The following is a 25746-nucleotide window of genomic DNA, read 5'->3' on the forward strand; positions in this document are numbered from 1 at the left end:
GATTATCCCCTACTCGATTGGACTTGGGGAAACAATTCACTTTTTAGAAGATTTAGGTGTCTCTGCAATTGAAGTGGGCATTCCCTTTTCAGATCCTGTTGCAGATGGACCTGTTATCGAAGAAGCTGGCCTGCGCAGTTTAGCCCACGGGACCTCTACCCAGGCTTTGGTTGAAACCTTGAAAACAATTGAAACAGAGGTTCCACTGGTCATCATGACCTACTTCAACCCCCTCTTTCAGTACGGTGTGGAGAATTTTGTCAAAGATCTGGCTGATACAGCTGTGAAGGGCTTGATTATCCCAGACCTGCCTCATGAGCATGCCAACTTTGTAGAACCATTTTTGGCAGATACAGACATCGCCTTGATTCCTCTAGTTAGTTTGACGACAGGGCTTGAGCGTCAGAAAGAGTTGATTGATGGGGCAGAAGGATTCGTCTATGCGGTTGCCATCAATGGGGTGACAGGGAAATCAGGCAATTACCGCGCAGATTTGGACAAGCACTTGGCACAACTTCATCAAGTGGCCGATATCCCAGTCTTGACAGGATTTGGCGTATCTAGTCAAGCTGATGTAGAACGCTTCAATGCGGTATCGGATGGTGTTATTGTCGGTTCGAAAATTGTAAAAGCCCTCCACCAAGGAGAGCCGATTCAGGACTTTATCAAACAAGCAGTAGCTTACCAAAAATAATCACACAAGCAGCAAGTAAGAGGAAAGGCACAAAAGGAAGTCTTTCCTTTTTCTTTTGCAGGAGAAAAGCTGGTTTTAGATATCATTTGCTAAATTACTCTAATATATAACTTTAAGAAAAAGCTAATTATTGTAGTAATTTCTTTAAGAAAATGATATAATTCATTAAAAAGTATTCGGAGGAGGAAGAATTATGTTGAATCAGGATCTCTTTGATTCGCTTGAGGCACAAAAAATTGTAGATACTTTGATGAAAGGGCAAAAAGATTATGTAGATGAACGTCTAGAAAAAAGAGAGACAATGAAAGTGTCGAATGGTTATGCATGGACGCGACCTAATCATATTGATAATGCATTTGCATCAGCAGATTTGTTTGAGTATAAATTACAATTAGCAGGACAGACTTGGGGATATTTAGAATTTGAAACAAATACAGAAAAATATGGGAAAGTATTGTTAATTATAAAGGGTAAGAAGCGACTTACGAGCCAATTTCCTTTGGTACAAAAAAATAAGAGTGGCTACTTATTTGAATATGCTCGGATGAATACACTTTATCTTAATCAACATTCTTCCTACAAAAATGATGAAGATAGTCATTCTTTTCCAATTCAGATGGAGTTAGTTTCTGATGAAATGATTCAAGAAATTGAACAAGCTACCAAAAATTCGAATATCGAAAAATTTATGATTTTAACTTATGAGGCGGACTCAGAAAACAATATTATATCTGTAGATGTTGTTATGCCTGATGCACGAACTGGTCAGTTACACTTGATTCAGGATTTGTCTGAGTATATTCAATCAAGTTCGTACCATTTCGAAGAAGCTAAATATCAAAATATTCCTAATTTTTCAGAATTATCGGAAACAGAAGATTTTGAAATTATTCCAAGAATAGAAAAACAAGAAGGTCAAAAGTAGTAAGGAGTATGTAAATGTTTAATGGTCGGGTATTGAAAGAATTACGGCTGTTAAATGGTTTAAGTAGAGCAGAATTGGCTCAGAGAATTAATTTAACGGAACAAGCCATTTGGCAGTTTGAGTCCAACGAAACGAAACCTAAATTATCAACCAAAATGCATTTGGCCAACCAATTTCATGTTGATTTAACTTATTTTGAACAGGAAGAGGAGAGCATTCGATTTGATTCTTCTGTAATTGCCTTTAGAAATGCAGACCTAGCAACACGGAAAACAATAGATATTCAAACTATGTATTTACATAAGGTAGATAGTTTGATTGATTATTTTGAAAGTTTTGTAATTATACCTAATATTACAATTCATGACCTAAGTAATGTAGTGAGTGAATCTTATCATAAGGGAAAATCCATTGAGGAATTGGCTCTTTATGCCAGGGAAAAATTAGGTATTTCAAAAGATAATCATGATTTGCTTTATAAATTAGAACGTTCAGGCATCTATATCGTGGAACGATTAATTAATGGTCAAGCTGATGCTTATAGCGCATGGTCAAAATTGGGAAGACCTTATATTGTGTTGGGAACGAATAAATCATCTGTACGTCGAAATTTTGACTTAGCTCATGAGCTAGGACATATTCTTTTACACAAATATAAAGATATGAATGAAGATGGCGATCGTTTGGAGCAAGAAGCAAATTATTTTGCATCATGTTTTTTATTGCCAAAAGAAGAGTTTTTAGTCAAATTTGAAGAGAGGGTTGGCAAGCGTGTCAGCAATCCTGATAGTTATATTTTATTGAAGTCGGATTTGAATGTTTCGATACAGGCTTTAGAGTATCGAGCTTTTAAGTTAGGATTATTGACTCCAAAGCAACATTCTTACTTTTATCGTCAAATTGCGCAAAAAGGTTACAAAATGATAGAACCTCTGGATGATCAAATTTTTGTTAAAAAACCAAGCAAAGTAAAGAGTATTCTGGACGTCGTTTTGAGTAATCATCTAGTCAGTCTAGCGACTATAATGTCTAAACAAAGTATTCGTTTACAGTTTATAAGCGAAATATTTTCAGTCGAAATGAAATTTTTTGATCAGTATCAAGAAGATAAAAGAACAGATCGATTTGATAACATCATTCCTTTGTACAAAAGAAATAATTTATAATTCAACTGTGAAATAATTTCATGAAGGACATATGGCAGAAATTGGACTTTATCAAACAAGCAGTAGCTTACCAAAAATAATCACACAAGCAGCGAGTAAGAGGAAAGGCACGAAAGGAAGTCTTTCCTTTTTCTTTTGCAGGAGAAAGGCTAGAATCCCCGTTGCAGAAGCAAACTGAATCAAGATGAGCAATTCTGTTGCGCTAAAGACGAGAGCGCAAGAAGCTAAAAAAAGGAAATCCCCTGCACCCATGCGGATATCGATAAAATGAGCCAAAATTCCAAGTATGAGGAAGGAGATCATGACCAGATTCCAGCCAGAGGAAGCTATTAGGATTAGGTGGAAAGTCATCCAGACCAGTAAGGGATATTCCTGATGGCGAAAGTCGTAGATGCCCAAGGTCAAACCAGCAGTGATTAGGATGACTTGACTCAAGGAAAGTAATTCCCAAGAGTAAAGCAGAAAGAGGAGTCCTAAGCCTAGTTCAAAGAGGGCATACCAGACAGGATAGCGGACCTTGCAGTAGCGACAGCAAAAGCGATTGAAGACCTGTGAGAGAATCGGAATCAAATCTAAGGGACGCAAGCGAGTCTGACAGGAATCGCAGTGACTGGCTGGACTGATAATGGATTGCTCTGGAAAACGGTCAATGACCAAACCAAGAAAGGAAGCGAGAATACTCCCGACAAGAAAAAAATAAATATCAATCATACTTATCTATTCGTAAAAAATAGGAGAAGTAGTATAATGGAGAGACATAGATAAGATGGTGAGGTCAAGATGATAATTCGTTTTGAAGAAAAGGTGAGCACAGAAAACGCTCAGCTCGTATGCCAATGGTCCAACTCCCTTGGCAAATCCTTTCAAGAACAATGGATGGGACCAAGGATTCCTTTTCCACTGACCCTTCAAGCCTTGCAAGACTTGGAAGGAGTCTTTTCAATCTTTGATGGACACGAGTTTGTCGGGCTTATCCAGAAAATCAGGCTAGAAGACAGCAATCTTCATATTGGAAGATTCTTTATCAACCCCCAGAAACAGGGGCAGGGCTTAGGTAGGCAGGCTTTAAGGAAATTTGTTAGTTTGGCCTTTGAAAATGAAGATATAGACAGTATTTCTTTAAATGTCCTCGAAGCAAATCAAAGAGCTCAGAATCTTTACCAAAAAGAAGGATTTGAAATCGTTCAAATGGTTGAAGCACCTGTACGGAAATATATTATGAAAAAGAGGAGATAGAAAGCAAACAAAGTCTTTTCCTGTGGTTGGTAGATTCCTATATATGAAATTGATGGGATTTTAGAAAGCCGATTGGAGTGATTTTATTCATGATGGGAAAAAGGGTCTGGACAAAAATGATTGAGAAATAGTTGCTAAAAAAGCGTTTGCATGATACTATATATTGAAAGGAGGTGATAAGATGGTAGAACAAAGAAAATCAATTACCATGAAAGATGTTGCTTTAGAAGCAGGAGTTAGTGTTGGAACAGTTTCACGTGTGATTAATAAAGAAAAAGGCATTAAAGAAGTAACCTTGAAAAAAGTGGAGCAAGCGATTAAAACTTTGAATTACATTCCAGATTACTATGCTAGAGGAATGAAAAAAAATCGAACAGAAACGATTGCAATCATTGTACCAAGTATCTGGCATCCCTTCTTTTCAGAATTTGCTATGCATGTGGAAAATGAAGTCTATAAGAGGAATAATAAATTACTCTTATGTTCTATAAATGGTACAAATAGAGAGCAAGACTACCTGGAGATGTTGCGTCATAATAAAGTTGATGGAGTGGTTGCTATTACCTATAGTCCAATTGAACATTACCTGTCGTCAGGAATTCCCTTTGTCAGTATTGACCGTACATACTCAGATATTGCCATTCCTTGTGTTTCATCAGATAATGATGCAGGTGGAAGAGAAGCAGCTAAACAATTAATTAGTAAAGGATGTCAGCATTTAGCCTTTGTGGGCGGACATAATACAACCATTAATGAAACCAAACGTCGTAGAATTTCATTTGAAAAGTATGTCCAAGAGCATAAAATACCTCTTAGTATTTTTGATTTGGATGAGACAGTTACTGACTATCATGGAAAGCTAGAGAGTTTCTTGGAAGACAATCATTCTATAGATGGAATTTTTACAATTAACGACTTTGCAGCTTTAGATGTTATTGATATACTAGAAAAAAATGGTAAACGTATTCCTCATGATGTCCAAATTATTGGATACGATGGAATTAAAATGGCTGGAGATAGAGATTATCTACTTTCAACTATTGAACAACCATTGGAAGAAATGGCAAAAGAAGCGGTTCGGATTTTGTTTGATATTATTGATGGAAAGACTGTTAATTTGCAGACAATCCTACCAGTGAAATTTGTTGAAGGAAAAACAACAAAAAATGAAAATAAGTCTTGACAGAAAACGCTAACAATGTTAGAATGAATTCAGATAAAAAAAGATTTATTTTTTTAAAACAAAAATGAAACGTTTCAAAAACAAAATAAATAGACAGCGCCAAGCGCTATCTTTTCTAGGAAAAAATGAAACGTTTTAAAAAAAGGAGGTTGCTATGAATAGCAAAGCGAAGCAAGTTTCTCTTTGGGAAAGAATCAAGAAACAAAAACTCTTGTTATTGATGACTGTCCCTGGTTTAGTTTTAACCTTTATCTTTAAATACATTCCTATGTATGGGGTTTTAATCGCATTTAAAGATTATAATCCCTTAAAAGGAATTTTAGGGAGTGATTGGATTGGTTTTTCTGAGTTTACAAAATTCATATCCTCTCCCAACTTTGGTATCTTGTTAGCCAATACTTTAAAATTAAGTATCTATGGTTTATTGCTTGGCTTTTTACCACCAATCATTCTTGCTATTATGATCAATCAACTCTTGAGTGAAAAGGTCAAAAAACGAATTCAGCTCATTTTATACGCACCAAACTTTATCTCAGTCGTTGTTATCGTTGGTATGATTTTTCTTTTCTTTTCAGTGGGAGGACCAATTAACAATTTTCTCTCTATGTTTGGAATAAAGGCTGACTTCTTGACAAATCCAGACTTCTTTAGACCTTTATACATCTTTAGTGGTATCTGGCAAGGAATGGGCTGGGCTTCAACGCTCTACACAGCAACATTAGTAAATGTAGATCCAGCTTTAGTAGAAGCAGCACGACTGGATGGAGCCAATATCTTCCAACGAATCTGGCACATTGATATTCCAGCTCTTAAGCCTATTATGGTTATCCAATTTGTTTTAGCTGCAGGTGGAATTATGAATGTCGGATATGAAAAAGCATTCTTGATGCAGACATCGTTAAACTTGCCAACTTCTGAAATTATCTCTACATATGTCTATAAAGTTGGTCTTGTATCAGGAGATTATTCTTACTCAACAGCGGTTGGTTTGTTTAATGCAGTGATTAACGTAGTATTGCTTGTTGCAGTTAACCAAATCGTTAAACGCATGAATAATGGTGAAGGAATTTAAGGAGGGAAGTATGAAAAATTCGATTATGGATACAAAATTTGATAGACGTATCTTACTCTTAAATAAAATCATTATTGTCTTTATCGTTTTGATAACCTTACTTCCTTTACTTTATATCGTTGTAGCATCCTTTATGGATCCTAAAGTTCTGGTTAGTAGAGGGATTAGCTTTAATCCAGCCGATTGGACGGTAGAAGGTTACCAGCGTGTATTCAGTGACCAATCTATTCTAAGAGGTTTTATCAATTCTCTACTATACTCTTTTGGCTTTGCGGCTTTAACAGTATTGCTATCTGTGTTTACAGCTTATCCTCTTTCTAAGAAAGACTTGGTTGGACGTCGTTGGATTAATTATTTCTTGATTGTAACCATGTTCTTTGGTGGTGGTTTAGTTCCAACTTACTTACTAGTAAAAGATTTGGGCATGCTTAATACTCCATGGGCTATCATCGTTCCCGGTGCTGCCAATGTTTGGAATATTATTCTTGCTAGGGCCTATTTCCAAGGATTACCTGAAGAATTAGTTGAAGCAGCCGTCATTGATGGTGCAAATGATTTGCAGATTTTCTTCAAAATCATGCTTCCTCTTGCAAAACCAATTATGTTTGTTCTCTTCCTCTATGCTTTTGTAGGACAGTGGAACTCATACTTTGATGCAATGATTTATATCAAGGATCCAAACTTGGAACCATTGCAACTAGTACTTCGTAAAATTCTCATTCAGAGCCAACCAGGTCAAGATATGATTGGGGCACAAGCAGCTATGAATGAAATGAAACGTTTAGCTGAATTAATTAAATACGCAACTATTGTCATTTCCAGCTTGCCATTGATTGTTATGTATCCATTCTTCCAAAAATACTTTGATAAAGGAATTATGGCTGGTTCACTTAAAGGATAAAAAAAGAAAAAATAAAAGGAGTTTTCTCATGAAATTCAAAACATTCTCAAAATCAGCAGTTTTGTTGACAGCTAGTTTAGCAGTACTTGCAGCCTGTGGCTCAAAAAATACAGCTTCAAGTCCAGATTATAAGTTGGAAGGTGTAACATTCCCGCTTCAAGAAAAGAAAACATTGAAGTTTATGACAGCCAGTTCACCGTTATCTCCTAAAGACCCAAATGAAAAGTTAATTTTGCAACGTTTGGAGAAGGAAACTGGCGTTCATATTGACTGGACCAACTACCAATCCGACTTTGCAGAAAAACGTAACTTGGATATTTCTAGTGGTGATTTACCAGATGCTATCCACAACGACGGAGCTTCAGATGTGGACTTGATGAACTGGGCTAAAAAAGGTGTTATTATTCCAGTTGAAGATTTGATTGATAAATACATGCCAAATCTTAAGAAGATTTTGGATGAGAAACCAGAGTACAAGGCCTTGATGACAGCACCTGATGGGCACATTTACTCATTCCCATGGATTGAAGAGCTTGGAGATGGTAAAGAGTCTATTCACAGCGTCAACGATATGGCTTGGATTAACAAAGATTGGCTTAAGAAACTTGGTCTTGAAATGCCAAAAACTACTGATGATTTGATTAAAGTCCTAGAAGCTTTCAAAAACGGGGATCCAAATGGAAATGGAGAGGCTGATGAAATTCCATTTTCATTTATTAGTGGTAACGGAAACGAAGATTTTAAATTCCTATTTGCTGCATTTGGTATAGGGGATAACGATGATCATTTAGTAGTAGGAAATGATGGCAAAGTTGATTTCACAGCAGATAACGATAACTATAAAGAAGGTGTCAAATTTATCCGTCAATTGCAAGAAAAAGGCTTGATTGATAAAGAAGCTTTCGAACATGATTGGAATAGTTACATTGCTAAAGGTCATGATCAGAAATTTGGTGTTTACTTTACATGGGATAAGAATAATGTTACTGGAAGTAACGAAAGTTATGATGTTTTACCAGTACTTGCTGGACCAAGTGGTCAAAAACACGTAGCTCGTACAAACGGTATGGGATTTGCACGTGACAAGATGGTTATTACCAGTGTAAACAAAAACCTAGAATTGACAGCTAAATGGATTGATGCACAATACGCTCCACTCCAATCTGTGCAAAATAACTGGGGAACTTATGGAGATGACAAACAACAAAACATCTTTGAATTGGATCAAGCGTCAAATAGTCTAAAACACTTACCACTAAACGGAACTGCACCAGCAGAACTTCGTCAAAAGACTGAAGTAGGAGGACCACTAGCTATTCTAGATTCATACTATGGTAAAGTGACAACCATGCCAGATGATGCCAAATGGCGTTTGGATCTTATCAAAGAATATTATGTTCCTTACATGAGCAATGACAATAACTATCCAAGAGTCTTTATGACACAGGAAGATTTGGACAAAATTGCCCATATCGAAGCAGATATGAATGACTATATCTACCGTAAACGTGCTGAATGGATTGTAAATGGCAATATTGATACTGAGTGGGATGATTACAAGAAAGAACTTGAAAAATACGGACTTTCTGATTACCTCGCTATTAAACAAAAATACTATGACCAATACCAAGCAAACAAAAACTAGAGGTTGATTATGGGAGATAAGAAATACACAGTAGAAAAAGCCAATCGTTTTATAGCAGAAAATAAACATCTCGTTAATACTCAATATAAACCTGAAGAACATTTTTCAGCTGAGATTGGTTGGATCAATGATCCAAATGGATTTGTCTATTTTCGTGGAGAATACCATCTCTTTTATCAATTCTATCCATATGATAGTGTCTGGGGACCAATGCACTGGGGACATGCTAAAAGTAAGGACTTGGTGGCTTGGGAGCACTTGCCAGTGGCACTTGCTCCTGACCAAGATTATGACCGCAATGGATGTTTCTCAGGTTCTGCCATTGTCAAGGATGATCGCCTCTGGCTCATGTATACTGGGCATATCGAAGAAGAAACAGGTGTTCGTCAAGTGCAAAATATAGCATTTTCAGACGACGGGATTCACTTTGAAAAGATTGAACAAAATCCAGTTGCAACTGGAGCAGACTTGCCAGATGAGTTGATTGCTGCTGATTTTCGTGATCCAAAACTCTTTGAAAAAGATGGACGCTATTACTCCGTAGTAGCTGCCAAACACAAGGATAATGTGGGCTGTATCGTTCTACTAGGGTCCGATAACCTAGTAGAATGGCAGTTCGAATCCATCTTTTTAAAAGGGGTAGAACACCAAGGCTTCATGTGGGAATGCCCAGATTACTTCGAGTTAGAGGGGAAAGATTGCCTTATTATGTCACCCATGCGTTATCAGCGTGAGGGAGACTCATATCATAACATCAACTCATCGGTTTTGTTCACGGGTAAGGTAGATTGGGGAGAAAAACGTTTTATCCCAGAATCAGTTCAAGAAATTGATCATGGCCAAGACTTCTATGCGCCTCAAACATTGTTGGACGATCAAAATCGTCGTATCCTGATTGCTTGGATGCAGACATGGGGGCGTACCCTTCCAACCCATGACCAAGAACACAAATGGGCATGTGCCATGACTTTACCTAGAATTCTAAGATTGGAAGATGGCAAACTAAGACAATTCCCTGTTAAAAAAGGCCAATATCAAATCCAAATAGATAAAGATTGTCATTACCGCTTAGGAAATGATACAGATTATCTTGAATTTGGTTATGTCAGTAATGCGCAGCAAGTTTACATTGATCGTAGCCATCTTGTTCAAAAAATTCTAGGTGAAGAAGAACAGGATACAAGCCGACGGTATGTAGATATTGAAGCTAAAGAATTGGATGTTATTTTAGATAAAAATTCCATCGAGATTTTTGTTAATCAAGGCAAAGCAAGCTTGACTGCAACTTATTACTTAACAGTGCCAGCTGAGCTATCACGAATCGATTAAAAATAAAGTTATTTCTCCTAAAGAAAAAGTTCTCTTTCTAAAATAGTGGAAAGAGGACTTTTTGTGTTTTGGGTATATAAGCTTAGTTTATGGTATTTGTAAAATTGGTGTTGGATTATGATTTAAACTAGTTTTCTAAAGAATTTGAAAAAAATTTTATTTAAGCAAAAAAAAACCTTGGTTCCAAGGCTTTTCCTGTTGTATGTAGATGCCCCCTACAGGGATCGAACCTGTGACCCACGGATTAAGAGTCCGCTGCTCTGCCAGCTGAGCTAAGGAGGCAAAGAAAAAAGCTGTATTGGTGCCGAAACTTCACGGTTTGTATTGAACCCGCGCAATTAAGCAGGTGGGCAACTCGCTCTAACTGAAGCTGTTTCCGTGTGAGACGGCCTACATGCTGTTAGAAGACTTTTGTTTCCCTAATAATACAAAAAATAGTCGGTCAACACTTAAGTGTGAAGTCGTACACCACAGCGTTTCTATACTTATATGATACCACTTTTTCAAAAAAAATCAAGAGGAAAGTGCAATTTTTTGAAAAGGATTTCAGATTTTTCGCAAACGGTCGATAGCTTCCTTTCTTTGAGCCAAGGCCCGTTCATATTTACCAGTATCTTCTGCTTGGAAATAGTGATGATTACGAATTTTTTCTGGCAGATAGTCTTGCTTGACCCAATTTCCAGGATAGTTGTGTGGATAGAGATAGTCTTGGGCATTGCCAAGTTCCTTGCTTCCACTGTAGTGCCCATCACGCAGGTGTCGCGGAATAGGCAAGTGCCCTGATGTTTTGAGGTCAGCAAGTGCCTTATCCATAGCTACATAGGCTGAGTTGGATTTTGGAGAAAGGGCCAAATCAATCACGACATTGGCAATGAGAATGCGGGCTTCTGGGAACCCAATCTTCTGGGCAGCATCCAGAGCAGTCACGGTATGAATCTGGGCCTCAGGATTGGCTAAGCCAATATCTTCATAGGCGATAACAGTCAAGCGACGAGCGAGACTAGGCAGATCCCCAGCCTCAATCAAGCGGGCAGCATAGTGGAGACTGGCATCCACATCTGAGCCACGGATAGACTTTTGCAGGGCAGATAGAACATCATAGTGACCGTCTCCATCCTTGTCCATAGTGATGTAGCTTCTCTGAAGACTATTTTCCATGATGTCTAAGGTGATGTGGCGAATGCCCTTGTCATTCTCAGGGGTAGAGAGAACAGCCAAGTCCAGTGAGTTAAAGGCAGAGCGAAGGTCTCCGTTTGTAGAGGTTGCGATGAAATCCAGCGCATCCTCATCTAGTTCTATTGGAAAATCAAAACCACGTTCAGGGTTACTTAGAGCTATCTGCAGGGCCTCTTTGACGTCTTGGTTAGACAGAGGTTCCAACTCGAAAATTTGAACACGGCTACGAATGGCAGGAGTGACAGAGAAGAAAGGATTTTCAGTCGTTGCTCCAATCATGATGACCAGTCCACTTTCCAAGAGAGGCAAGAGGAAGTCTTGCTTGGTCTTATCTAGTCGATGAATTTCGTCTAGCAATAGGACGAGACCACCAGAAAATTTAGCTTCTTCCGAGATTTCTTGCAGTCGCTTTTTACTATCAACTGTCGCATTGAAAGTTCGAAAGGCATACTTGGTCGTTCCAGCGATGGCAGAGGCAATACTGGTTTTGCCGATTCCCGGAGGGCCATATAGAATCATGGAGGACAGGCGGTTGGCTTCCACCATGCGGCGGATGATTTTTCCAGGTCCGACCAGATGCTCCTGACCGATGACCTGGTCGATGGTTTTAGGGCGCATGCGAAGCGCGAGATTGTCTGGCATAGCAGTCCTTTCTAGCGTGGATTTGAGTAGAATGACTGATCTACTATATCCATTCTAGCCTATTAGTTGTGATATTTCAATGGTTTTGTAATAATCAGGGAGTGAGATAGAATCTTTTTTACTATTTAATTTAATGAGGAGAGGTATCAGCATGAGAGATTTGATTTTCTTTAAAGCTCAAAATAGGATAGTTGAGCCTAAAGAAGTGGAAGTGCTGACTTGAGAAATAATATTGCTGAATGTCATTGTATGAACTATAATGAAAAGAGAGGTGATAAGCAATGGAAATGATGGAACTACCAAGTCAGGAAATTTTGATTTTTACAAAACAAATTCGTCATTGGATTCTTAGTGATCAAGTTATTTCAGGGAAAAGAAAACTTTTCTTCCGGGAAGATACTCCAAAAGAGATTTTAGATTTGTACGAAAACATTAAATCTAAACTTGATTTTGCTTACCAAGAAGTTCATTCTAATAATGGGTTGAAAAAATATGAAAAATAGAATAATTGATGTTTTTGAAGTAGTAAATCGCCTCCTTGTAATAACTGTTGAAAATCCTGATTTTGAATACTTGAGAGTTAATCATACTCAATGAAAATCAAAGAGCAAACTAGGAAACTAGCCGCAGGCTGTACTTGAGTACGGTAAGGCGACGTTGACGTGGTTTGAAGAGATTTTCGAAGAGTATCAGTTTGTAAAAATTGGAGATAAAAAATATAGAGTACGCAGTGTTCCTATGATTCATTCAACTCCGCCTCAATCTGTCTTAGATCGAGATACTTTTACAATTGACTATACAGATGATGAATTGCTCGATAAAGAAGCAGTTTTTACTACTCATTAGAAAAATAGGTATGAATAAATTGGCTTCCCTTAGAACCACATCTAAGGGTTTTTATGTATAATAGAATAATAAGTATCACTCCTTTACAATACGTGTAACACGTGTTATAATGGTGTTGTCAGGAGGTAAAAGCGCTATGCCTATGACACAAAAAGAGATGGTTAAACTCCTTACGGCCCATGGTTGGATAAAGACTAGAGGCGGTAAAGGCTCCCATATTAAAATCGAGAAGCAAGGGGAAAGACCTATCACAATCCTTCATGGTGAGCTGAATAAGTACACTGAAAGAGGGATAAGAAAGCAAGCTGGGTTGTAAAATTCAGTCCCTGCTTTTTGATATGGAGGTAGTGAAATGTTAGTTACGTATCCAGCTTTATTTTATTATGACGACACAGACGGAACAGAAGCGACTTATTTTGTCCATTTCCCAGATTTTGAATACTCAGCTACACAAGGAGAGGGGATTTCTGAGGCTTTGGCTATGGGGTCGGAGTGGCTAGGGATAACTGTTGCAGATTTGATAGAGAGTGATGGAGAGTTACCTCAGCCATCAGATATCAATAGCTTGTCTTTAATTGATAATGATCCTTTTAAAGATGATGAAGATTTCGTGTCAACCTATGACCTTGATAAATCTTTTATTTCTATGGTATCTGTTGATGTATCAGAATACCTAGGAAGTCAGGAACCCATTAAAAAGACTTTGACCATACCAAAATGGGCAGATAAGTTGGGACGAGAAATGGGACTTAACTTTTCTCAGACTTTGACAGACGCTATTGCAGATAAGAAAGTTCAAGCCTAAGATTAAGCGTGGTATCGTGGTAATAGTCAATAAAAAAGCACGTCCACTTGTGCTAGTTACTCGCCTATTGATTTTATAGTTTTCTTAGCCCTTTCGAGGGCTTTTTATATTGATTTTTATGAGAAATGAAGAAATCAGACTTTTAAGAAAATCATTGATACCAAGGGTTTAAATGAGGTAATATGGTATAATTAGGACATAAAATAATTTTGTGGTAAGATGGTAGTATCTATTTTAGCATATTTCCGAGCAATCGGGGCGATTAAAGAGTCGCATAGAAAGAGGACAAAATGGCAACATACGGATTTTTAGATGTTTTAGAGGAAGAGTTGGAGAAGAACTTTCCCTTTGACTTTGAGATTAGTTGGGACAAGCGCAACCACGCGGTTGAAGTGAGTTTTCTATTGGAAGCGCAAAATGCTGCAGGTGTGGAGATGGTGGATGAAGACGGAGAGGTTTCATCAGATGACATTCTTTTTGAGGAAGCGGTCCTTTTCTACAATCCTGCCAAGTCAACCGTCAATGCAGAAGACTATTTGACCGTTATTCCTTACCTGCCTAAAAAAGGATTTTCCCGTGAATTTTTAGCTTATTTTGCGCTTTTCCTTAAAGATACTGCTGAGGTTGGGCTAGATGTCCTCATGGACTTTTTGGAAGACCCAGAAGCAGAGGAATTTGTCATGGAATGGAACCAAGAAGTCTTTGAAGAAGGAAAAGTTGGCTTGGAAGAGGGAGAATTTTACCCTTATCCGAGATACTAGGAGTTGGTTGGATGTTATGAAGAAAATTGGGACTTATTTGGTTTATGTGCTAGCTGTTGTCTTTATTATGCTAGCTTTTGCTTGTGGAACAATCGCATTTGCAGAGTTGGGGTATTCCGCAGTTTTAGCCTTTACTTTTGGTTATGCCTTCGCTCTTCTAAGCATGTATTTAATCTTTATTCTTCATGAGCTGGGTCATGCTTTTTGTGGCTACTTGACAGGCTATCGGCTGGTGGCTTTTGGATTAGGACATTTTATTTTGACCAAAAAGTCAGGCAGGTTTCATCTTAGTAGAACAGCCATTCTGAAAAATGTTGGTGCTCAATACATTGGTTTAAAAGAGGATGAAAGCGATCAAAGAATCATCCTGATGCTTTCAGGAGGCTTGATGGTTCATCTCGGCTTGATATTATTGGCGATAGTGTTTGGATTTTTGACAAGAAGCTGGTATTTTGCAGGGACTTGGATTTTTCTTAATTTATCTTTCTTCCTAAATAACATTTTGCCAGTCGACATCACCGATGGAGCAAAAATTTGGGAATTACTACAACACCCTGAAAATACCAAATACGCCTACCTGGTATTGAGACATTCTGCTCAAACTTTGCTGGCTCCTCAAGAATATGATTTGAAAGACTTTGTTCAAGCAGTTCCTGAGGATGTACGAGGGAGTTTTGCGGATGGTGTATTAGGTATGCAAGGTGAAGTTTCCATTTTGGAAGGGAAGGAAGAAGTAGCTAAACAGCAGTTTCAAGCATTACTTGAGAGGACAACTACTCCGATGATGCAGACAGTTGCCCAACTATCCCTGCTTCATATCGCCTTGTTGGAAGGAGATTTTGAGCAAGCGGAGCAATATGCTAGTATTCGACAGGTCAAATCGTTTCTGTCTCTCAAACTGTCCAATCTTCAAGTGATATAAGCCTGGTATCAATTAAAGGTGAAGAAAGATGTAGATCGAACTCGTAAGGCTCTCAAGATTGCTAGACAGAAAATGGATAGTAGTCGAATGTTGAGGGACGAGAAACGCTATTATGAAAACTTGTTAGCAGAGCTGGAAAAGGAAATGTTAGAAGGAACTGAAGATGGAACTAGAAATTTCTGATTTCCAAGGTTGCAAGATTGCCCTCTTTTGTGGGGATAAGCTACTGACGATTTTGCGTGATGACAAGGACGATATCCCTTGTCCCAACATGTGGGAGTTGCCAGGTGGTGGCCGTGAAGGGGACGAAAGCCCTTTTGAATGCGCTCGGCGTGAAGTTTATGAGGAACTGGGAATTCATTTAGATGAAGACTGTCTGCTTTGGAGCAAGATTTATCCTAGCGTAATTTTTAAAGGCAAGAAATCGGTCTTTATGGTTGGTCAGCTAAGACAAGAACAATTTGACAATATCATCTTCGGAGATGAAGGACAGGGCTATCAGCTGATGAATGTTGAGGAATTTCTTAGTTCCAGTCAAGTTGTGCCTCAGTTGCAAGAGAGATTAAAAGATTATTTAAAAGTAAGTGATTAGAAAGGATGGTTCAGTTACATTTCTAAACTGAACCCGCCCTAAACACTGTGCCAAAAAGATAAACTTCTCTTAGACACAAGCGTCTTCAGAGAATTTCCTATTTTGGTTTTGTGTTTTACGGGCTTGGTATTAATAATGGAAACATGGCAAGAGTTAAAAGTTACAGTGAAGCGTGAGGGAGAGGAGTTGGTTTCCAATCTCTTGATTGAGCTGGGAGCGCAAGGAGTCGCAATCGAAGACAGTATGGACTATGTGGGAAATGTGGACCGCTTTGGAGAGATTTTCCCAGAGGTGGAGCAGCAAGAAGAAATCGTAGTGACAGCCTACTACCCTGACACGGTGGATGTGACAGTGGTTGAGGCGGATTTGCAGGCTCGTCTAGCAGAATTGACAGATTTTATGGATTTGGGAGAGTTAAAAATAGGTACGACTGCCTTGGCTGAGGAAGACTGGGCAGACAACTGGAAGAAATACTATGAACCTGCTCGTATCACTCATGATTTGACCATCGTTCCCTCTTGGACAGACTATGAGGCGACTGCGGGGGAAATGATTATCAAGCTGGATCCTGGCATGGCTTTTGGTACTGGAACCCACCCAACTACCAAGATGAGCCTTTTTGCCTTGGAACAGGTTCTTCGTGGTGGCGAAACGGTGCTAGATGTGGGGACTGGTTCAGGGGTTCTCTCTATTGCCAGCTCGCTTCTGGGGGCTAAAGAAATTTTCGCCTATGACCTGGATGATGTGGCGGTTCGTGTGGCTCAGGAAAATATTGAGCTAAACCCTGGTATGGAAAACATCCATGTAGCAGCAGGAGACTTGCTTAAGGGTGTTGAGATTGAGGCAGATGTGATTGTAGCTAATATCTTAGCGGATATCCTCGTTCATATGACGGATGATGCTTATCGCTTGGTCAAGGATGAAGGCTACCTCATCATGAGTGGGATTATCAAGGACAAGTGGGACATGGTGCGCGAGTCGGCTGAGTTAGCTGGATTTTTCCTTGAAACCCACATGGTTCAAGGGGAATGGAATGCCTGTGTCTTTAAGAAAACCAAGGATATTTCAGGGGTGATTGGAGGCTAGCATGCAGCAGTATTTTGTCAAAGGCAGTGCTATCTCTCCTGTCACTATCGAGGACAAGGAAACCAGTAAGCATATGTTTCAGGTTATGCGCTTGAAAGAAGAGGATGAGGTTACCTTAGTCTTTGATGATGGCATCAAGCGCTTGGCGCGCGTGCTGGATATGGAAAATCGTCAGTTTGAGTTGGTCCAAGAATTAAATGACAATGTGGAACTACCAGTCCAAGTGACCATCGCATCTGGATTTCCCAAGGGAGACAAGCTGGAGTTCATCGCTCAAAAAGTAACCGAACTGGGTGCTAGCCAAATCTGGGCCTTTCCTGCAGACTGGTCAGTTGCCAAGTGGGATGGCAAGAAATTGGGTAAAAAAGTTGAAAAACTAGAAAAAATTGCCCTTGGAGCAGCCGAGCAAAGCAAGCGTAATATTGTACCAAGTATTAAACTTTTCGAGAAAAAAGCAGATTTTCTAGCTCAGCTGGACCAGTTTGACTCTATCATAGTAGCCTATGAAGAATCAGCTAAAGAAGGAGAAGCCGCTGCGCTTCTGCAAGCAGTCACTGGTCTTGAAACAGGAGCCAAACTGCTCTTTATCTTTGGTCCAGAAGGCGGTCTGTCACCTGCAGAAATCGAAAGTTTTGAAGCTAAGGGAGCCGTTTTGGTAGGCCTAGGTCCTCGTATTTTGCGAGCAGAAACAGCACCGCTTTACGCCTTATCAGCCCTTAGTGTTTTAGTAGAATTAGAGAAATAAGAGGAAGAAAATGGAACAAAAACACCGTTCAGAATTTCCAGAGAAGGAACTCTGGGACTTAACAGCCCTATACCAAGACCGTGAGGATTTCTTCCGTGCAATCGAGAAAGCTCGCGAAGACATCAACCAGTTTAGCCGTGATTACAAGGGCAATCTTCACATTTTTGAGGATTTCGAGAAGGCCTTTGCGGAATTGGAACAGATCTACATTCAGATGAGCCATATTGGCAACTATGCTTTTATGCCACAGACGACAGACTATAGCAATGACGAATTTGCTAACATTGCTCAAGCTGGGATGGAATTCGAAACAGATGCTAGTGTAGCCTTGACCTTCTTTGACGATGCCTTGGTGGAAGCTGATGAGGAAGTCTTGGACCGTTTGGGTGAATTGCCTCACTTGACGGCAGCTATTCGTCAGACAAAAATCAAAAAAGCCCACTATCTTGGGGCTGATGTGGACAAAGCCTTAACCAATCTTGGTGAAGTTTTCTACAGTCCGCAGGATATTTACACTAAAATGCGAGCTGGGGATTTTGAAATGGCTGACTTTGAAGCCCATGGCAAGACCTACAAAAACAGCTTTGTGACCTATGAAAATTTCTACCAAAATCATGAGAACGCTGAGGTTCGTGAGAAATCTTTCCGTTCCTTCTCAGAAGGTCTTCGTAAGCACCAAAATACGGCTGCAGCAGCCTATCTAGCCCAGGTTAAGTCTGAAAAACTACTAGCAGATATGAAGGGTTACGACTCAGTCTTTGATTATCTCCTGGCTGAGCAAGAAGTGGACCGTGCTATGTTTGATCGTCAGATTGACCTCATCATGAAGGATTTTGCGCCCGTTGCTCAGAGATACCTCAAGCATGTTGCCAAGGTGAATGGTCTTGAAAAGATGACCTTTGCTGACTGGAAATTGGACTTGGACAGCGCCCTCAATCCTCAAGTGAGCATTGATGATGCCTATGATTTGGTCATGAAGTCAGTAGAACCTTTGGGGAAAGAATATTGTCAGGAAGTTGCTCGCTATCAAGAAGAGCGCTGGGTGGACTTTGCTGCCAATAGTGGCAAGGATTCTGGTGGTTATGCGGCGGACCCATATCGCGTGCATCCTTATGTCCTCATGAGCTGGACAGGCCGTTTGAGTGATGTCTATACCTTGATTCATGAAATCGGGCATTCTGGTCAATTCATCTTTTCAGATAATCATCAAAGTTACTTCAATGCTCATATGTCGACCTACTATGTTGAAGCGCCGTCAACTTTCAATGAGTTGCTTCTCAGTGACTACTTGGAGCACCAATCTGACGACCCACGTCAAAAACGCTTCGCTCTGGCTCACCGCTTGACAGATACTTACTTCCATAATTTTATTACCCACCTCTTGGAAGCAGCCTTCCAGCGTAAGGTTTATACATTGATTGAAGAAGGGGAGACCTTTGGAGCAAGCAAACTCAACAGCATTATGAAGGAAGTTTTGACGGATTTCTGGGGAGATGCCATTGAAATTGATGATGATGCAGCTTTGACTTGGATGCGCCAAGCTCACTACTACATGGGCTTGTATAGTTACACTTACTCAGCAGGACTAGTCATCTCGACTGCGGGTTACCTTCATCTTAAAAACTCAGAAACTGGAGCTGAAGACTGGCTCAATCTCCTTAAATCAGGTGGCAGCAAGACACCACTGGAGTCAGCCATGATTATCGGTGCGGATATTTCAACAGACAAACCACTTCGTGATACCATCCAATTCTTGTCTGATACGGTTGATCAGATTATCGCCTACAGTGCCCAGTTGGGAGAGTAAGGGGAATAGAGAGGTTGTTATAGAATTGGTATGGACAGTTATTTGCTTAAAAATCCATGTTTAAATCCCCCACTCCTTTTCGAGGAATTCTTTGCCCTGCTCTGTAATGGTAAGTGAACGTGGCGTTTGTGCAGGGATGACCAATTGTTTTTCACTGAAAAATTCTAAAAGAGCATTGCCGAGAGCTCCGCCGACATGATTTTTACGTTCGCTCCAATCCAAACATTTAGGGCAAAATTTCCGTTTTTTCTTTTTCAATTCATCCGTATCAATGTGTAATTTTCTTTGGAAATAAGACTTCCCAGCTTCAGTGAGTTGGAAGTTTTTTTCTGATTCGCTGAGGAGATTTTCTTGCAAGAGATAATTGGTAATGGAAATGCCAAGCTCACCAGCAATATGGTCATAGCAGGTGCGAGCGACCTTTAATTCCTTTTTGTGAATGTGTTGTTTATAACTTTTGACATCACGCTGAGGAGAGTAGAAGCTGAGAAATTCCAGCATTTCTGCAATGGCAGCACTTTTTAAAGAATAATAATGAAAACGTCCATAGGTTTGTAGAGTGGTTACCTGTGCTTCGGTAAGTAATTTGAGGTGATAGCTGACAGTATGTTGCTTGATTTTGGTAAAGCTGGCAATTTCGTTAACCGTGTGAGCTTTTCCATCCATTAGAATATCTAAAATGTGCATCCGAGAAGGGTCTGATAAGAGTTTTGTGATGATGAAAATATCTGGTTCCATAAAAATTTTCTCCAAATTTCATATATCGATGATTTTCTATCTTTTATTATACTATAATTAAAGCACAAGATAAATAGATTTTTAAAATGTTTTACTAGAGAATATTTTAAATTTTATTGTCTGAGTTTAAATGGAGGTAAAATTACAAAAGTAATTTCAGCAGTATCCACAGTTGAAGGACGTTAATCTTAAGATTACATTCTCAACATTTTTTCAAAAGTGAATGGATTTTTCCATTCCTTTTGTCTATTTTAGGAGGAAATAGAATTGAATTTACCTAAAATTAAAGATATTCATAGTGTCCTATTTTTAAAGGATAAAATTAGATTAGGTATAGGAAAAGATTATGGTATTGAGATTGAGAATCTGGATGAGAAGTATACTCAGCTCATTAAGCTCCTCAATGGACAATACACAATCAATGAAATTTGTAGTTTAGTTGATAACTTGTCTTCTAATGATGTAGAAGAAAGTATTTCTTTACTAGATACACTAGGGTATTTGGAGGATAATTTTGTTACTACAACTGAATTAACTTCAGAAGAATTGGACAGATATTCCGTAAATCTTAACTTTTTTAATACTTTAGATACATTATCTTTAACAAAATATGATTATCAGTTAAAATTAAAAAAGACGCGTATTTTGCTCTTAGGTATTGGCGGTATAGGAAGTAATATCTGTCTAGCATTGGCTGAATTAGGTATAGGGCATATTACAGCAGTTGATTTTGATACGGTCGAAGCTAGTAATCTCAATAGACAAATTTTGTATTCGACATCTGATATTGGAAAAAGAAAAGTAGAGGCTGCAAAAGAGTCGCTTAGAAAGTTTAATCCTTTAATTGAATTTGAGGTACTTGATAAAGAGATAGGTTCAAAAGAGGATGTCGATGAGTTAATAAAAACTTCAAAATGTGATATCGTAGTAAATGTTGCAGATTATCCAACAGGCTATATTGATTTTTGGGTCAATGAAGCCTGTGTTCAATACAATAAATTATGTCTGTCTGCTGTGGTTGGTAAGAAAAATGGGAAAGTATATTCAATTATTCCGTATAAAGCAGCGTGCTATTACTGTCAGTTTTTAGAGGATTTGGAAAAAATTCCTGAGTATGCTGAGGAGTTGGAGACTGTTCGTACGATGACAAATTCATTGGAACTAGAGATGTTCAGAACTCCGAATGGTGCTTTAGGTCCTGCTTGTCTATTTCAAGGGTATTTTATTTCGTTTGAAATTTTAAGATATATTTTTTGGGGATACGAAGCATTGCTAACATTTAATAAAAGATTCTCAATTGACTTTATAACATTCGAACAACATTTTGATGAATTAACAAAGTATCCAACATGCTCTATTTGTGGGGGAAAGAAAGAGTGAAGAAGTTAAGTGTTAAAAATCTAAAAAAGCAATATGGTTCTTATGAAGCTGTCAAGGGAATTAGCTTTGAATTGGGAGAAGGAGAGTGTTTGGGTATCTTGGGAATCAACGGTGCTGGCAAAACATCCACTTTAAAGATGATTTACTCACTGACCTCAATTTCCTCAGGAGAGATTGATATCTTGGGGCAAAATATTGAAACCAATCGTCGTAAGAGTAAATCTTGTCTGGGTATTGTAGGGCAGGAGGATATGCTGGACATGACCTTGAATGTTTATGATAATCTTTTTGCTCACGGTCTATGTTATGGTATCTCATCTGTCGAACTTAGGAAGAGAATCGATTCTCTCTTGGATTTTGTTCAACTGAGCAAACATGCGCAAAAGATGGTGAATCAGCTGTCGGGTGGGATGCGACGACGTCTTGTCTTGGCAAGAGCTCTCATCAATCGGCCTGATATTATCATTTTAGATGAACCGACAGTTGGTTTAGACATTCAATCCCGCAATATTATTTGGGATAAACTTTTGGAGTTGAAGGAATTAGGTGTTTCTATCATTATTACTTCCCACTATATGAATGAGATTGAATATTTGACAGATAGGGTGCTGATGCTCCACCAAGGGACTATCAAAGAAGAAGGAACTGTAGAAGACTTGCTCATCAAGTATGATGCTGACAACCTTGAGACGCTTTTTTGGGGGTTGACTGGGACAGAGAAGGAGGACTTGCATGTTTAAGTTATCATTTCAGTCCATCGGACACGTTGTGGTACGCAACTACATGAGTTTTAGAAATTTATTTAAAATTTCAATTGTCCCCAACCTTATCGACCCCCTCTTTTATCTTTTAGCAATGGGATTTGGAGTTGGTGCCTACTTGACGCATGTTAACGGTATGCTCTACCGTGATTTTGTCATTACAGGTTTAATTGCTGCGACTGCCATGTCTGCGGCCACCGCAGAAACAACGGTCAATGCCTTTATCCAGTATAAGATTGAAAAGACTTATGATGCTATGTTGATGACGCCAATCAATACGAGTGATATTGTGGTGGGTCAGGCTATCTGGGCAGGTATTCGTGCAGTGATTTTCGGTGGGATTTTTTGGCTGATTTCCATGCTTATCACAGCGCATTTTCATGTCTTGATGTTATTGATTCCTCTGATTTTATTTATAGTGGGTTATTTGTTTGGTGTTTTAGGACTAATCTTTACCTACTTGGCACCGTCTAGGGAATTTCTGAATTACTACAATGTTTTGGTAATCCGTCCTCTTTATATGTTTTCAGATACCTTCTTTCCCATTACTTCCTTGCCCCCAATACTTGGTGATTTGACTTGGTTTTCTCCCTTGTATCACGCTACCCGCATGATTCGTATTATATGGGGAGGTGAGGTGACAGGTTTGTATCTTCATCTTATCTGGTTGATAGCCTTGGCGCTCTTGATAACGGTACTTCCTATGTATATGTTACATCGTAGATATTATAGATAGTCTAATTATTTGTGATGTTGTAGTCATATTCTAATTTATACTAAACGTTATTCGAATTTGGACAGGTATGGGAACTGTGCCTATCAATATTGTAATTTATGGAAGTTGAAATAGTACGGTTCAGTTTTTAAAATATTGTTAGAAATTATAGTGAAATGAAATAAGAACAGGATAAATCGATCAGGACAGTCAAATCGATTTCTAAGAATGTTTTAGAAGTAGAGGTGTACTATTCTAGTTTCAATCTACTATGTTTTAAATTCCCTAATCAATTTGTATAGTCTTTATTTCATTGCCAAATTTCAAGTTCTCCATCAAGAAGTCTTCTCTGGGGGACTTGTAGTTCAAGTGTTTTTTAGGATAGTTATTAATCCAATTTTCGATGAATGCGACTTCTTTGGGAGTCGTTTTCTTAGTTCCTTTAGGTAACCATCTCCGAATGAGCCTATTGTGATTCTCATTAGTTCCCCTTTCCCAAGAGACATAGGGGGGTGCATAATAGATATGCTCCTTAGCACTGCTTTGAGGTTGTNNTACGGCAAGGTGAAGCTGATGTAGTTTGAAGAGATTTTCGAAGAGTATTAATTGGTTAGAAGGATTCGTCTGTAAGATAAAGTTAGACGGAAAATGAGATAAAATCAAAAAGGATAGCCTCTCTGTGATGAGATGTTATCCTTTTTGATTTTAAAACTATTGCAAGTTAACCTTGTTTCTCAAAATATAGTAGGTTCCGAGATAAAAGATAGCTATGAATATGAGTTCTTCAACAATGCCTATGCTTGCTCCCATATAGAAATTATCATTAAATCCTGCAAGTGAATTGACATAGAAGTTAGTACTGGTATTGAAGAAGACTTCAATAAAGCCAATGACGATTTGGATCCCAATGTAGGCTGCAACAGCGAGTGCTGTACGGTATTCATTGAAAAGCTGTCCAATGGAAATAGCCAAGTAGATGCAGAGGATTCCAGAAACGGTATTTAGTAGGAAGGATAACCCCACAAGAGAGAGTTGAGGAAGGTATGTTCCTACAAGTGGGAACAAGTCATAATGTGACATCCATTCTGGAACCGTTATAGTCACAATAAGAAAAGCACTTAGAGCCAGTACAGCCGAGCTAAGTATAGACCAGATAAAGGCTCCGACTAATTTAGCAGTGATGATATAGTGCTCAGAAACTGGCAAGGTCAAAGTCAGATAGCCTTGTCGGTCATAGACACTACCTTTAAAGCGTTTAATAATCAAGAAAATGGTTGAAATCCCCAGTGTAATCATCAAGCCACCAAAGACAGTAGCTAGAAAAATGAGTAGGACAGGTTGGTTTTCTTTGACAGGCAGATTGTTATAGGTCTGTGCTTGTATCCCGATAAGGGCAGAAAGGACTAGCACAGCACCATAAAGGGCTAAATACCACTTGTTAACATTTTTAAATTCGTAGCGAACTAAATTCCAAAACATAAATAATCTCCTTTGCTTAGGCCTTAAATTCCTGACGGAAGAGCTGGTCAATGGATTCACCAGACTCATAGCGAATGTCATCTACATTGCCTTGACGGACGACTTTTCCGTCTTTGAGGAAGACAATTTCATCCAAGATTGGCTCGATATCAGAAATCAAGTGGGTAGAAATCAAAACGGTAGAAGTTGGGGAGTAGTTGTTGATAATGGTATTGAGGATATACTCACGGGCTGCTGGATCCACCCCACCAATGGGTTCGTCCAGAACGTAAAGACGAGCATCACGGCTCATAACCAAAATCAGTTGTACCTTTTCCTTGTTTCCTTTTGATAGTTTCTTGAGACGACTATTTTCATCAATGCCGAGGTCTGCAAGTAGATGATGGGCGCGTTCAAGATTGAAATCTTTATAGAAGGTCTTGAAGTAGGTTAGGGCTTCTTTGACCTTCATTTGCTCATTGAGATAGGTGGTATCAGGCAAATAAGCTACGATAGCCTTGGTTGCTGGGCTTGGGTCCATGTCGTTGATAAGGACGCGTCCTTGATCTGGTTGTAAGAGGCCGTTGATTAGTTTAATCAGGGTTGTTTTTCCTGAGCCATTTGGCCCAAGAAGACCAACAATTTTTCCAGCTGGGATGTCAAGGGAAACATTTTCAAGGGCTGGGGTTGCTCCATAAGATTTGGATACATTTTCAAATGCTAGTAATGACATAGGCTTAAACTCCTTTAATATAATCGCCGACTACGCTTGGTAGTTCTTCTTTTTCATAGCCAAAATGGGTCATGGAGGAAACGAAGTGTTCCAATTCTTCTTCTGATAATTGTTTGCGCGATTGGGCGATCAGCTCTTTATCTTCAGTCACAAATCGTCCAGTTGTGCGCTTGCTGTAGACAAATCCTTCTCGTTCAAGGTCTGACAAGGCTCTTTGGATGGTGTTTGGATTGACACCGGCCTCGCTCGCTAGCTCTCTCACGGTTGGAAGTTGTTGATTGGCTTCCAGTGTATGGGAAACAATCTGAAGCTTGATTTTCTCCATAATCTGTAAATAGATGGGTTTTTTGTTGTCAAATGTCCAGGACATCTTGGTCTCCTTTCTTTTATCTTTTTGTCTTAATTAAATAATACAACAAAACAAAAAA

27 protein-coding genes, 1 tRNA gene and 3 pseudogenes are annotated in these 25746 nt (G+C 39.0%); 22 read left to right on the forward strand and 9 right to left on the reverse strand.

The window, feature by feature from the left end:
* Position 1: 1 nt before the first annotated feature.
* Entirely contained in the window at positions 2-694 is a 693-nt protein-coding gene (trpA, locus tag HT688_RS01955; protein WP_345789453.1) for a tryptophan synthase subunit alpha, read from the forward strand.
* Here trpA and HT688_RS01960 read toward each other — a convergent pair.
* Positions 666-764 (reverse strand): annotated as a pseudogene (locus tag HT688_RS01960) (prepilin peptidase); the annotation flags it as partial. The gene trpA and the pseudogene HT688_RS01960 sit on opposite strands and share 29 nt — an antisense overlap.
* Positions 765-887: 123 nt before the next feature.
* Between HT688_RS01960 and HT688_RS01965 the strand changes: the two are divergent.
* Positions 888-1619 carry a spr1630 family ClpXP-sensitive toxin gene (locus HT688_RS01965; protein ID WP_023940758.1) on the forward strand — a complete coding sequence of 244 codons (732 nt, stop codon included), beginning with the start codon at positions 888-890 and terminating at the stop codon, positions 1617-1619.
* 14 nt (positions 1620-1633) lie between these two features.
* The gene (locus tag HT688_RS01970; RefSeq protein WP_000481761.1) at positions 1634-2785 is read left to right on the forward strand and encodes a spr1629 family repressor/antitoxin; all 1152 of its coding nucleotides are present in this window, start codon (positions 1634-1636) and stop codon (positions 2783-2785) included.
* Positions 2786-2836: 51 nt separating this feature from the next.
* Here the strand turns inward: HT688_RS01970 and HT688_RS01975 are convergent, their stop codons facing one another.
* Positions 2837-3496 (reverse strand): prepilin peptidase, encoded by a 660-nt coding sequence (locus HT688_RS01975; protein ID WP_000565602.1) that lies wholly within the window; start codon positions 3494-3496, stop codon positions 2837-2839.
* Positions 3497-3565: 69 nt separating this feature from the next.
* Here HT688_RS01975 and HT688_RS01980 point away from each other — a divergent pair, with 69 nt between their 5' ends.
* The 6 genes from HT688_RS01980 (at position 3566) to HT688_RS02005 (ending at position 10151) form a co-directional block, all read left to right on the forward strand.
* Positions 3566-4021 carry a GNAT family N-acetyltransferase gene (locus HT688_RS01980; RefSeq protein ID WP_000586773.1) on the forward strand — a complete coding sequence of 152 codons (456 nt, stop codon included), beginning with the start codon at positions 3566-3568 and terminating at the stop codon, positions 4019-4021.
* Positions 4022-4202: 181 nt separating this feature from the next.
* Positions 4203-5204 (forward strand): LacI family DNA-binding transcriptional regulator, encoded by a 1002-nt coding sequence (locus HT688_RS01985; RefSeq protein ID WP_050207426.1) that lies wholly within the window; start codon positions 4203-4205, stop codon positions 5202-5204.
* Between the two features lie 154 nt (positions 5205-5358).
* Positions 5359-6276: an ABC transporter permease gene (locus HT688_RS01990; protein WP_172923499.1), complete on the forward strand. Its 918-nt coding sequence runs from the start codon at positions 5359-5361 to the stop codon at positions 6274-6276.
* Between the two features lie 10 nt (positions 6277-6286).
* On the forward strand, positions 6287-7177 hold the full coding sequence (locus HT688_RS01995) for a carbohydrate ABC transporter permease (RefSeq protein WP_172923500.1): 891 nt from the start codon (positions 6287-6289) through the stop codon (positions 7175-7177).
* Positions 7178-7205: 28 nt separating this feature from the next.
* Positions 7206-8822 (forward strand): ABC transporter substrate-binding protein, encoded by a 1617-nt coding sequence (locus HT688_RS02000; protein WP_000669745.1) that lies wholly within the window; start codon positions 7206-7208, stop codon positions 8820-8822.
* A gap of 9 nt (positions 8823-8831) precedes the next feature.
* Positions 8832-10151, forward strand: a complete 1320-nt coding sequence (locus HT688_RS02005) for a glycoside hydrolase family 32 protein (RefSeq protein WP_172923501.1) — start codon at positions 8832-8834, stop codon at positions 10149-10151.
* A gap of 209 nt (positions 10152-10360) precedes the next feature.
* Here HT688_RS02005 and HT688_RS02010 read toward each other — a convergent pair.
* Positions 10361-10433 (reverse strand) — tRNA-Lys (locus HT688_RS02010).
* A gap of 264 nt (positions 10434-10697) precedes the next feature.
* The gene (locus tag HT688_RS02015) at positions 10698-11969 is read right to left on the reverse strand and encodes a replication-associated recombination protein A (protein ID WP_001113218.1); all 1272 of its coding nucleotides are present in this window, start codon (positions 11967-11969) and stop codon (positions 10698-10700) included.
* A gap of 281 nt (positions 11970-12250) precedes the next feature.
* Here HT688_RS02015 and HT688_RS02020 point away from each other — a divergent pair, with 281 nt between their 5' ends.
* From HT688_RS02020 to pepF, 10 genes and pseudogenes are all read left to right on the forward strand, one after another.
* Positions 12251-12472 carry a hypothetical protein gene (locus HT688_RS02020; RefSeq protein ID WP_000425689.1) on the forward strand — a complete coding sequence of 74 codons (222 nt, stop codon included), beginning with the start codon at positions 12251-12253 and terminating at the stop codon, positions 12470-12472.
* Between the two features lie 154 nt (positions 12473-12626).
* Positions 12627-12815 (forward strand): hypothetical protein, encoded by a 189-nt coding sequence (locus HT688_RS02025; RefSeq protein WP_001862821.1) that lies wholly within the window; start codon positions 12627-12629, stop codon positions 12813-12815.
* 136 nt (positions 12816-12951) lie between these two features.
* On the forward strand, positions 12952-13131 hold the full coding sequence (locus tag HT688_RS02030; RefSeq protein WP_001132281.1) for a type II toxin-antitoxin system HicA family toxin: 180 nt from the start codon (positions 12952-12954) through the stop codon (positions 13129-13131).
* 36 nt (positions 13132-13167) lie between these two features.
* On the forward strand, positions 13168-13620 hold the full coding sequence (locus HT688_RS02035; protein ID WP_000961810.1) for a type II toxin-antitoxin system HicB family antitoxin: 453 nt from the start codon (positions 13168-13170) through the stop codon (positions 13618-13620).
* 290 nt (positions 13621-13910) lie between these two features.
* On the forward strand, positions 13911-14381 hold the full coding sequence (locus tag HT688_RS02040; protein ID WP_050223276.1) for a DUF3013 family protein: 471 nt from the start codon (positions 13911-13913) through the stop codon (positions 14379-14381).
* 16 nt (positions 14382-14397) lie between these two features.
* Positions 14398-15486: pseudogene (locus HT688_RS02045) on the forward strand (site-2 protease family protein).
* Positions 15467-15895 carry an NUDIX hydrolase gene (locus tag HT688_RS02050; RefSeq protein ID WP_000418168.1) on the forward strand — a complete coding sequence of 143 codons (429 nt, stop codon included), beginning with the start codon at positions 15467-15469 and terminating at the stop codon, positions 15893-15895. The pseudogene HT688_RS02045 and the gene HT688_RS02050 overlap by 20 nt, the downstream one beginning before the upstream one ends.
* Positions 15896-16030: 135 nt before the next feature.
* Positions 16031-16981: a 50S ribosomal protein L11 methyltransferase gene (gene prmA, locus HT688_RS02055; RefSeq protein ID WP_172923502.1), complete on the forward strand. Its 951-nt coding sequence runs from the start codon at positions 16031-16033 to the stop codon at positions 16979-16981.
* Position 16982: 1 nt separating this feature from the next.
* Positions 16983-17726, forward strand: a complete 744-nt coding sequence (locus tag HT688_RS02060) for a 16S rRNA (uracil(1498)-N(3))-methyltransferase (RefSeq protein ID WP_001188205.1) — start codon at positions 16983-16985, stop codon at positions 17724-17726.
* A gap of 10 nt (positions 17727-17736) precedes the next feature.
* Positions 17737-19533: an oligoendopeptidase F gene (pepF, locus tag HT688_RS02065; protein ID WP_172923503.1), complete on the forward strand. Its 1797-nt coding sequence runs from the start codon at positions 17737-17739 to the stop codon at positions 19531-19533.
* A 60-nt stretch (positions 19534-19593) separates the two neighbouring features.
* Here the strand turns inward: pepF and HT688_RS02070 are convergent, their stop codons facing one another.
* A complete protein-coding gene (locus tag HT688_RS02070) occupies positions 19594-20271 on the reverse strand; it encodes an ArsR/SmtB family transcription factor (protein WP_172923504.1) in 678 nt (225 codons plus the stop codon).
* A 267-nt stretch (positions 20272-20538) separates the two neighbouring features.
* Here HT688_RS02070 and HT688_RS02075 point away from each other — a divergent pair, with 267 nt between their 5' ends.
* Genes HT688_RS02075 through HT688_RS02085 form a run of 3 tightly spaced genes read left to right on the forward strand, consistent with a single transcriptional unit; the run spans position 20539 to position 23148 of the window.
* Positions 20539-21651 (forward strand): HesA/MoeB/ThiF family protein, encoded by a 1113-nt coding sequence (locus tag HT688_RS02075; protein WP_001052925.1) that lies wholly within the window; start codon positions 20539-20541, stop codon positions 21649-21651.
* Positions 21621-22391, forward strand: coding sequence for an ABC transporter ATP-binding protein (locus HT688_RS02080; RefSeq protein WP_000966496.1), 771 nt, complete (start codon positions 21621-21623; stop codon positions 22389-22391). The genes HT688_RS02075 and HT688_RS02080 overlap by 31 nt, the downstream gene beginning before the upstream one ends.
* Positions 22384-23148 (forward strand): ABC transporter permease, encoded by a 765-nt coding sequence (locus HT688_RS02085; RefSeq protein ID WP_000475592.1) that lies wholly within the window; start codon positions 22384-22386, stop codon positions 23146-23148. The genes HT688_RS02080 and HT688_RS02085 overlap by 8 nt, the downstream gene beginning before the upstream one ends.
* Positions 23149-23412: 264 nt before the next feature.
* Here HT688_RS02085 and HT688_RS02090 read toward each other — a convergent pair.
* The 4 genes and pseudogenes from HT688_RS02090 to HT688_RS02105 all read right to left on the reverse strand — a co-directional run.
* Positions 23413-23661 (reverse strand): annotated as a pseudogene (locus HT688_RS02090) (transposase); the annotation flags it as partial.
* 177 nt (positions 23662-23838) lie between these two features.
* On the reverse strand, positions 23839-24606 hold the full coding sequence (locus tag HT688_RS02095) for a hypothetical protein (protein ID WP_050207471.1): 768 nt from the start codon (positions 24604-24606) through the stop codon (positions 23839-23841).
* Between the two features lie 16 nt (positions 24607-24622).
* On the reverse strand, positions 24623-25318 hold the full coding sequence (locus tag HT688_RS02100; protein ID WP_000054197.1) for an ABC transporter ATP-binding protein: 696 nt from the start codon (positions 25316-25318) through the stop codon (positions 24623-24625).
* Positions 25319-25322: 4 nt separating this feature from the next.
* Positions 25323-25688, reverse strand: coding sequence for a GntR family transcriptional regulator (locus HT688_RS02105; RefSeq protein WP_000119148.1), 366 nt, complete (start codon positions 25686-25688; stop codon positions 25323-25325).
* Positions 25689-25746 lie beyond the last annotated feature (58 nt).

It is taken from the genome of Streptococcus sp. 1559 (assembly GCF_013276735.1).
GTDB lineage: Bacteria > Bacillota > Bacilli > Lactobacillales > Streptococcaceae > Streptococcus > Streptococcus pseudopneumoniae.

What these genes read in the sequence shown, in the direction of transcription:
- HT688_RS02100 (WP_000054197.1), bottom strand. Translation starts at nt 25,318, where the DNA reads ATGTCATTACTAGCATTTGAAAATGTATCCAAATCTTATGGAGCAACC.
- HT688_RS02050 (WP_000418168.1), top strand. Translation starts at nt 15,467, where the DNA reads ATGGAACTAGAAATTTCTGATTTCCAAGGTTGCAAGATTGCCCTCTTT.
- HT688_RS02060 (WP_001188205.1), top strand. Translation starts at nt 16,983, where the DNA reads ATGCAGCAGTATTTTGTCAAAGGCAGTGCTATCTCTCCTGTCACTATC.
- HT688_RS02040 (WP_050223276.1), top strand. Translation starts at nt 13,911, where the DNA reads ATGGCAACATACGGATTTTTAGATGTTTTAGAGGAAGAGTTGGAGAAG.
- HT688_RS01975 (WP_000565602.1), bottom strand. Translation starts at nt 3,496, where the DNA reads ATGATTGATATTTATTTTTTTCTTGTCGGGAGTATTCTCGCTTCCTTT.
- HT688_RS02035 (WP_000961810.1), top strand. Translation starts at nt 13,168, where the DNA reads ATGTTAGTTACGTATCCAGCTTTATTTTATTATGACGACACAGACGGA.
- HT688_RS01965 (WP_023940758.1), top strand. Translation starts at nt 888, where the DNA reads ATGTTGAATCAGGATCTCTTTGATTCGCTTGAGGCACAAAAAATTGTA.
- HT688_RS02015 (WP_001113218.1), bottom strand. Translation starts at nt 11,969, where the DNA reads ATGCCAGACAATCTCGCGCTTCGCATGCGCCCTAAAACCATCGACCAG.
- HT688_RS01990 (WP_172923499.1), top strand. Translation starts at nt 5,359, where the DNA reads ATGAATAGCAAAGCGAAGCAAGTTTCTCTTTGGGAAAGAATCAAGAAA.
- pepF (WP_172923503.1), top strand. Translation starts at nt 17,737, where the DNA reads ATGGAACAAAAACACCGTTCAGAATTTCCAGAGAAGGAACTCTGGGAC.
- HT688_RS01985 (WP_050207426.1), top strand. Translation starts at nt 4,203, where the DNA reads ATGGTAGAACAAAGAAAATCAATTACCATGAAAGATGTTGCTTTAGAA.
- HT688_RS02080 (WP_000966496.1), top strand. Translation starts at nt 21,621, where the DNA reads ATGCTCTATTTGTGGGGGAAAGAAAGAGTGAAGAAGTTAAGTGTTAAA.
- HT688_RS02095 (WP_050207471.1), bottom strand. Translation starts at nt 24,606, where the DNA reads ATGTTTTGGAATTTAGTTCGCTACGAATTTAAAAATGTTAACAAGTGG.
- HT688_RS02030 (WP_001132281.1), top strand. Translation starts at nt 12,952, where the DNA reads ATGCCTATGACACAAAAAGAGATGGTTAAACTCCTTACGGCCCATGGT.
- HT688_RS02085 (WP_000475592.1), top strand. Translation starts at nt 22,384, where the DNA reads ATGTTTAAGTTATCATTTCAGTCCATCGGACACGTTGTGGTACGCAAC.
- HT688_RS01980 (WP_000586773.1), top strand. Translation starts at nt 3,566, where the DNA reads ATGATAATTCGTTTTGAAGAAAAGGTGAGCACAGAAAACGCTCAGCTC.
- HT688_RS01995 (WP_172923500.1), top strand. Translation starts at nt 6,287, where the DNA reads ATGAAAAATTCGATTATGGATACAAAATTTGATAGACGTATCTTACTC.
- HT688_RS02000 (WP_000669745.1), top strand. Translation starts at nt 7,206, where the DNA reads ATGAAATTCAAAACATTCTCAAAATCAGCAGTTTTGTTGACAGCTAGT.
- HT688_RS02020 (WP_000425689.1), top strand. Translation starts at nt 12,251, where the DNA reads ATGGAAATGATGGAACTACCAAGTCAGGAAATTTTGATTTTTACAAAA.
- HT688_RS02005 (WP_172923501.1), top strand. Translation starts at nt 8,832, where the DNA reads ATGGGAGATAAGAAATACACAGTAGAAAAAGCCAATCGTTTTATAGCA.
- HT688_RS01970 (WP_000481761.1), top strand. Translation starts at nt 1,634, where the DNA reads ATGTTTAATGGTCGGGTATTGAAAGAATTACGGCTGTTAAATGGTTTA.
- HT688_RS02105 (WP_000119148.1), bottom strand. Translation starts at nt 25,688, where the DNA reads ATGTCCTGGACATTTGACAACAAAAAACCCATCTATTTACAGATTATG.
- prmA (WP_172923502.1), top strand. Translation starts at nt 16,031, where the DNA reads ATGGAAACATGGCAAGAGTTAAAAGTTACAGTGAAGCGTGAGGGAGAG.
- HT688_RS02070 (WP_172923504.1), bottom strand. Translation starts at nt 20,271, where the DNA reads ATGGAACCAGATATTTTCATCATCACAAAACTCTTATCAGACCCTTCT.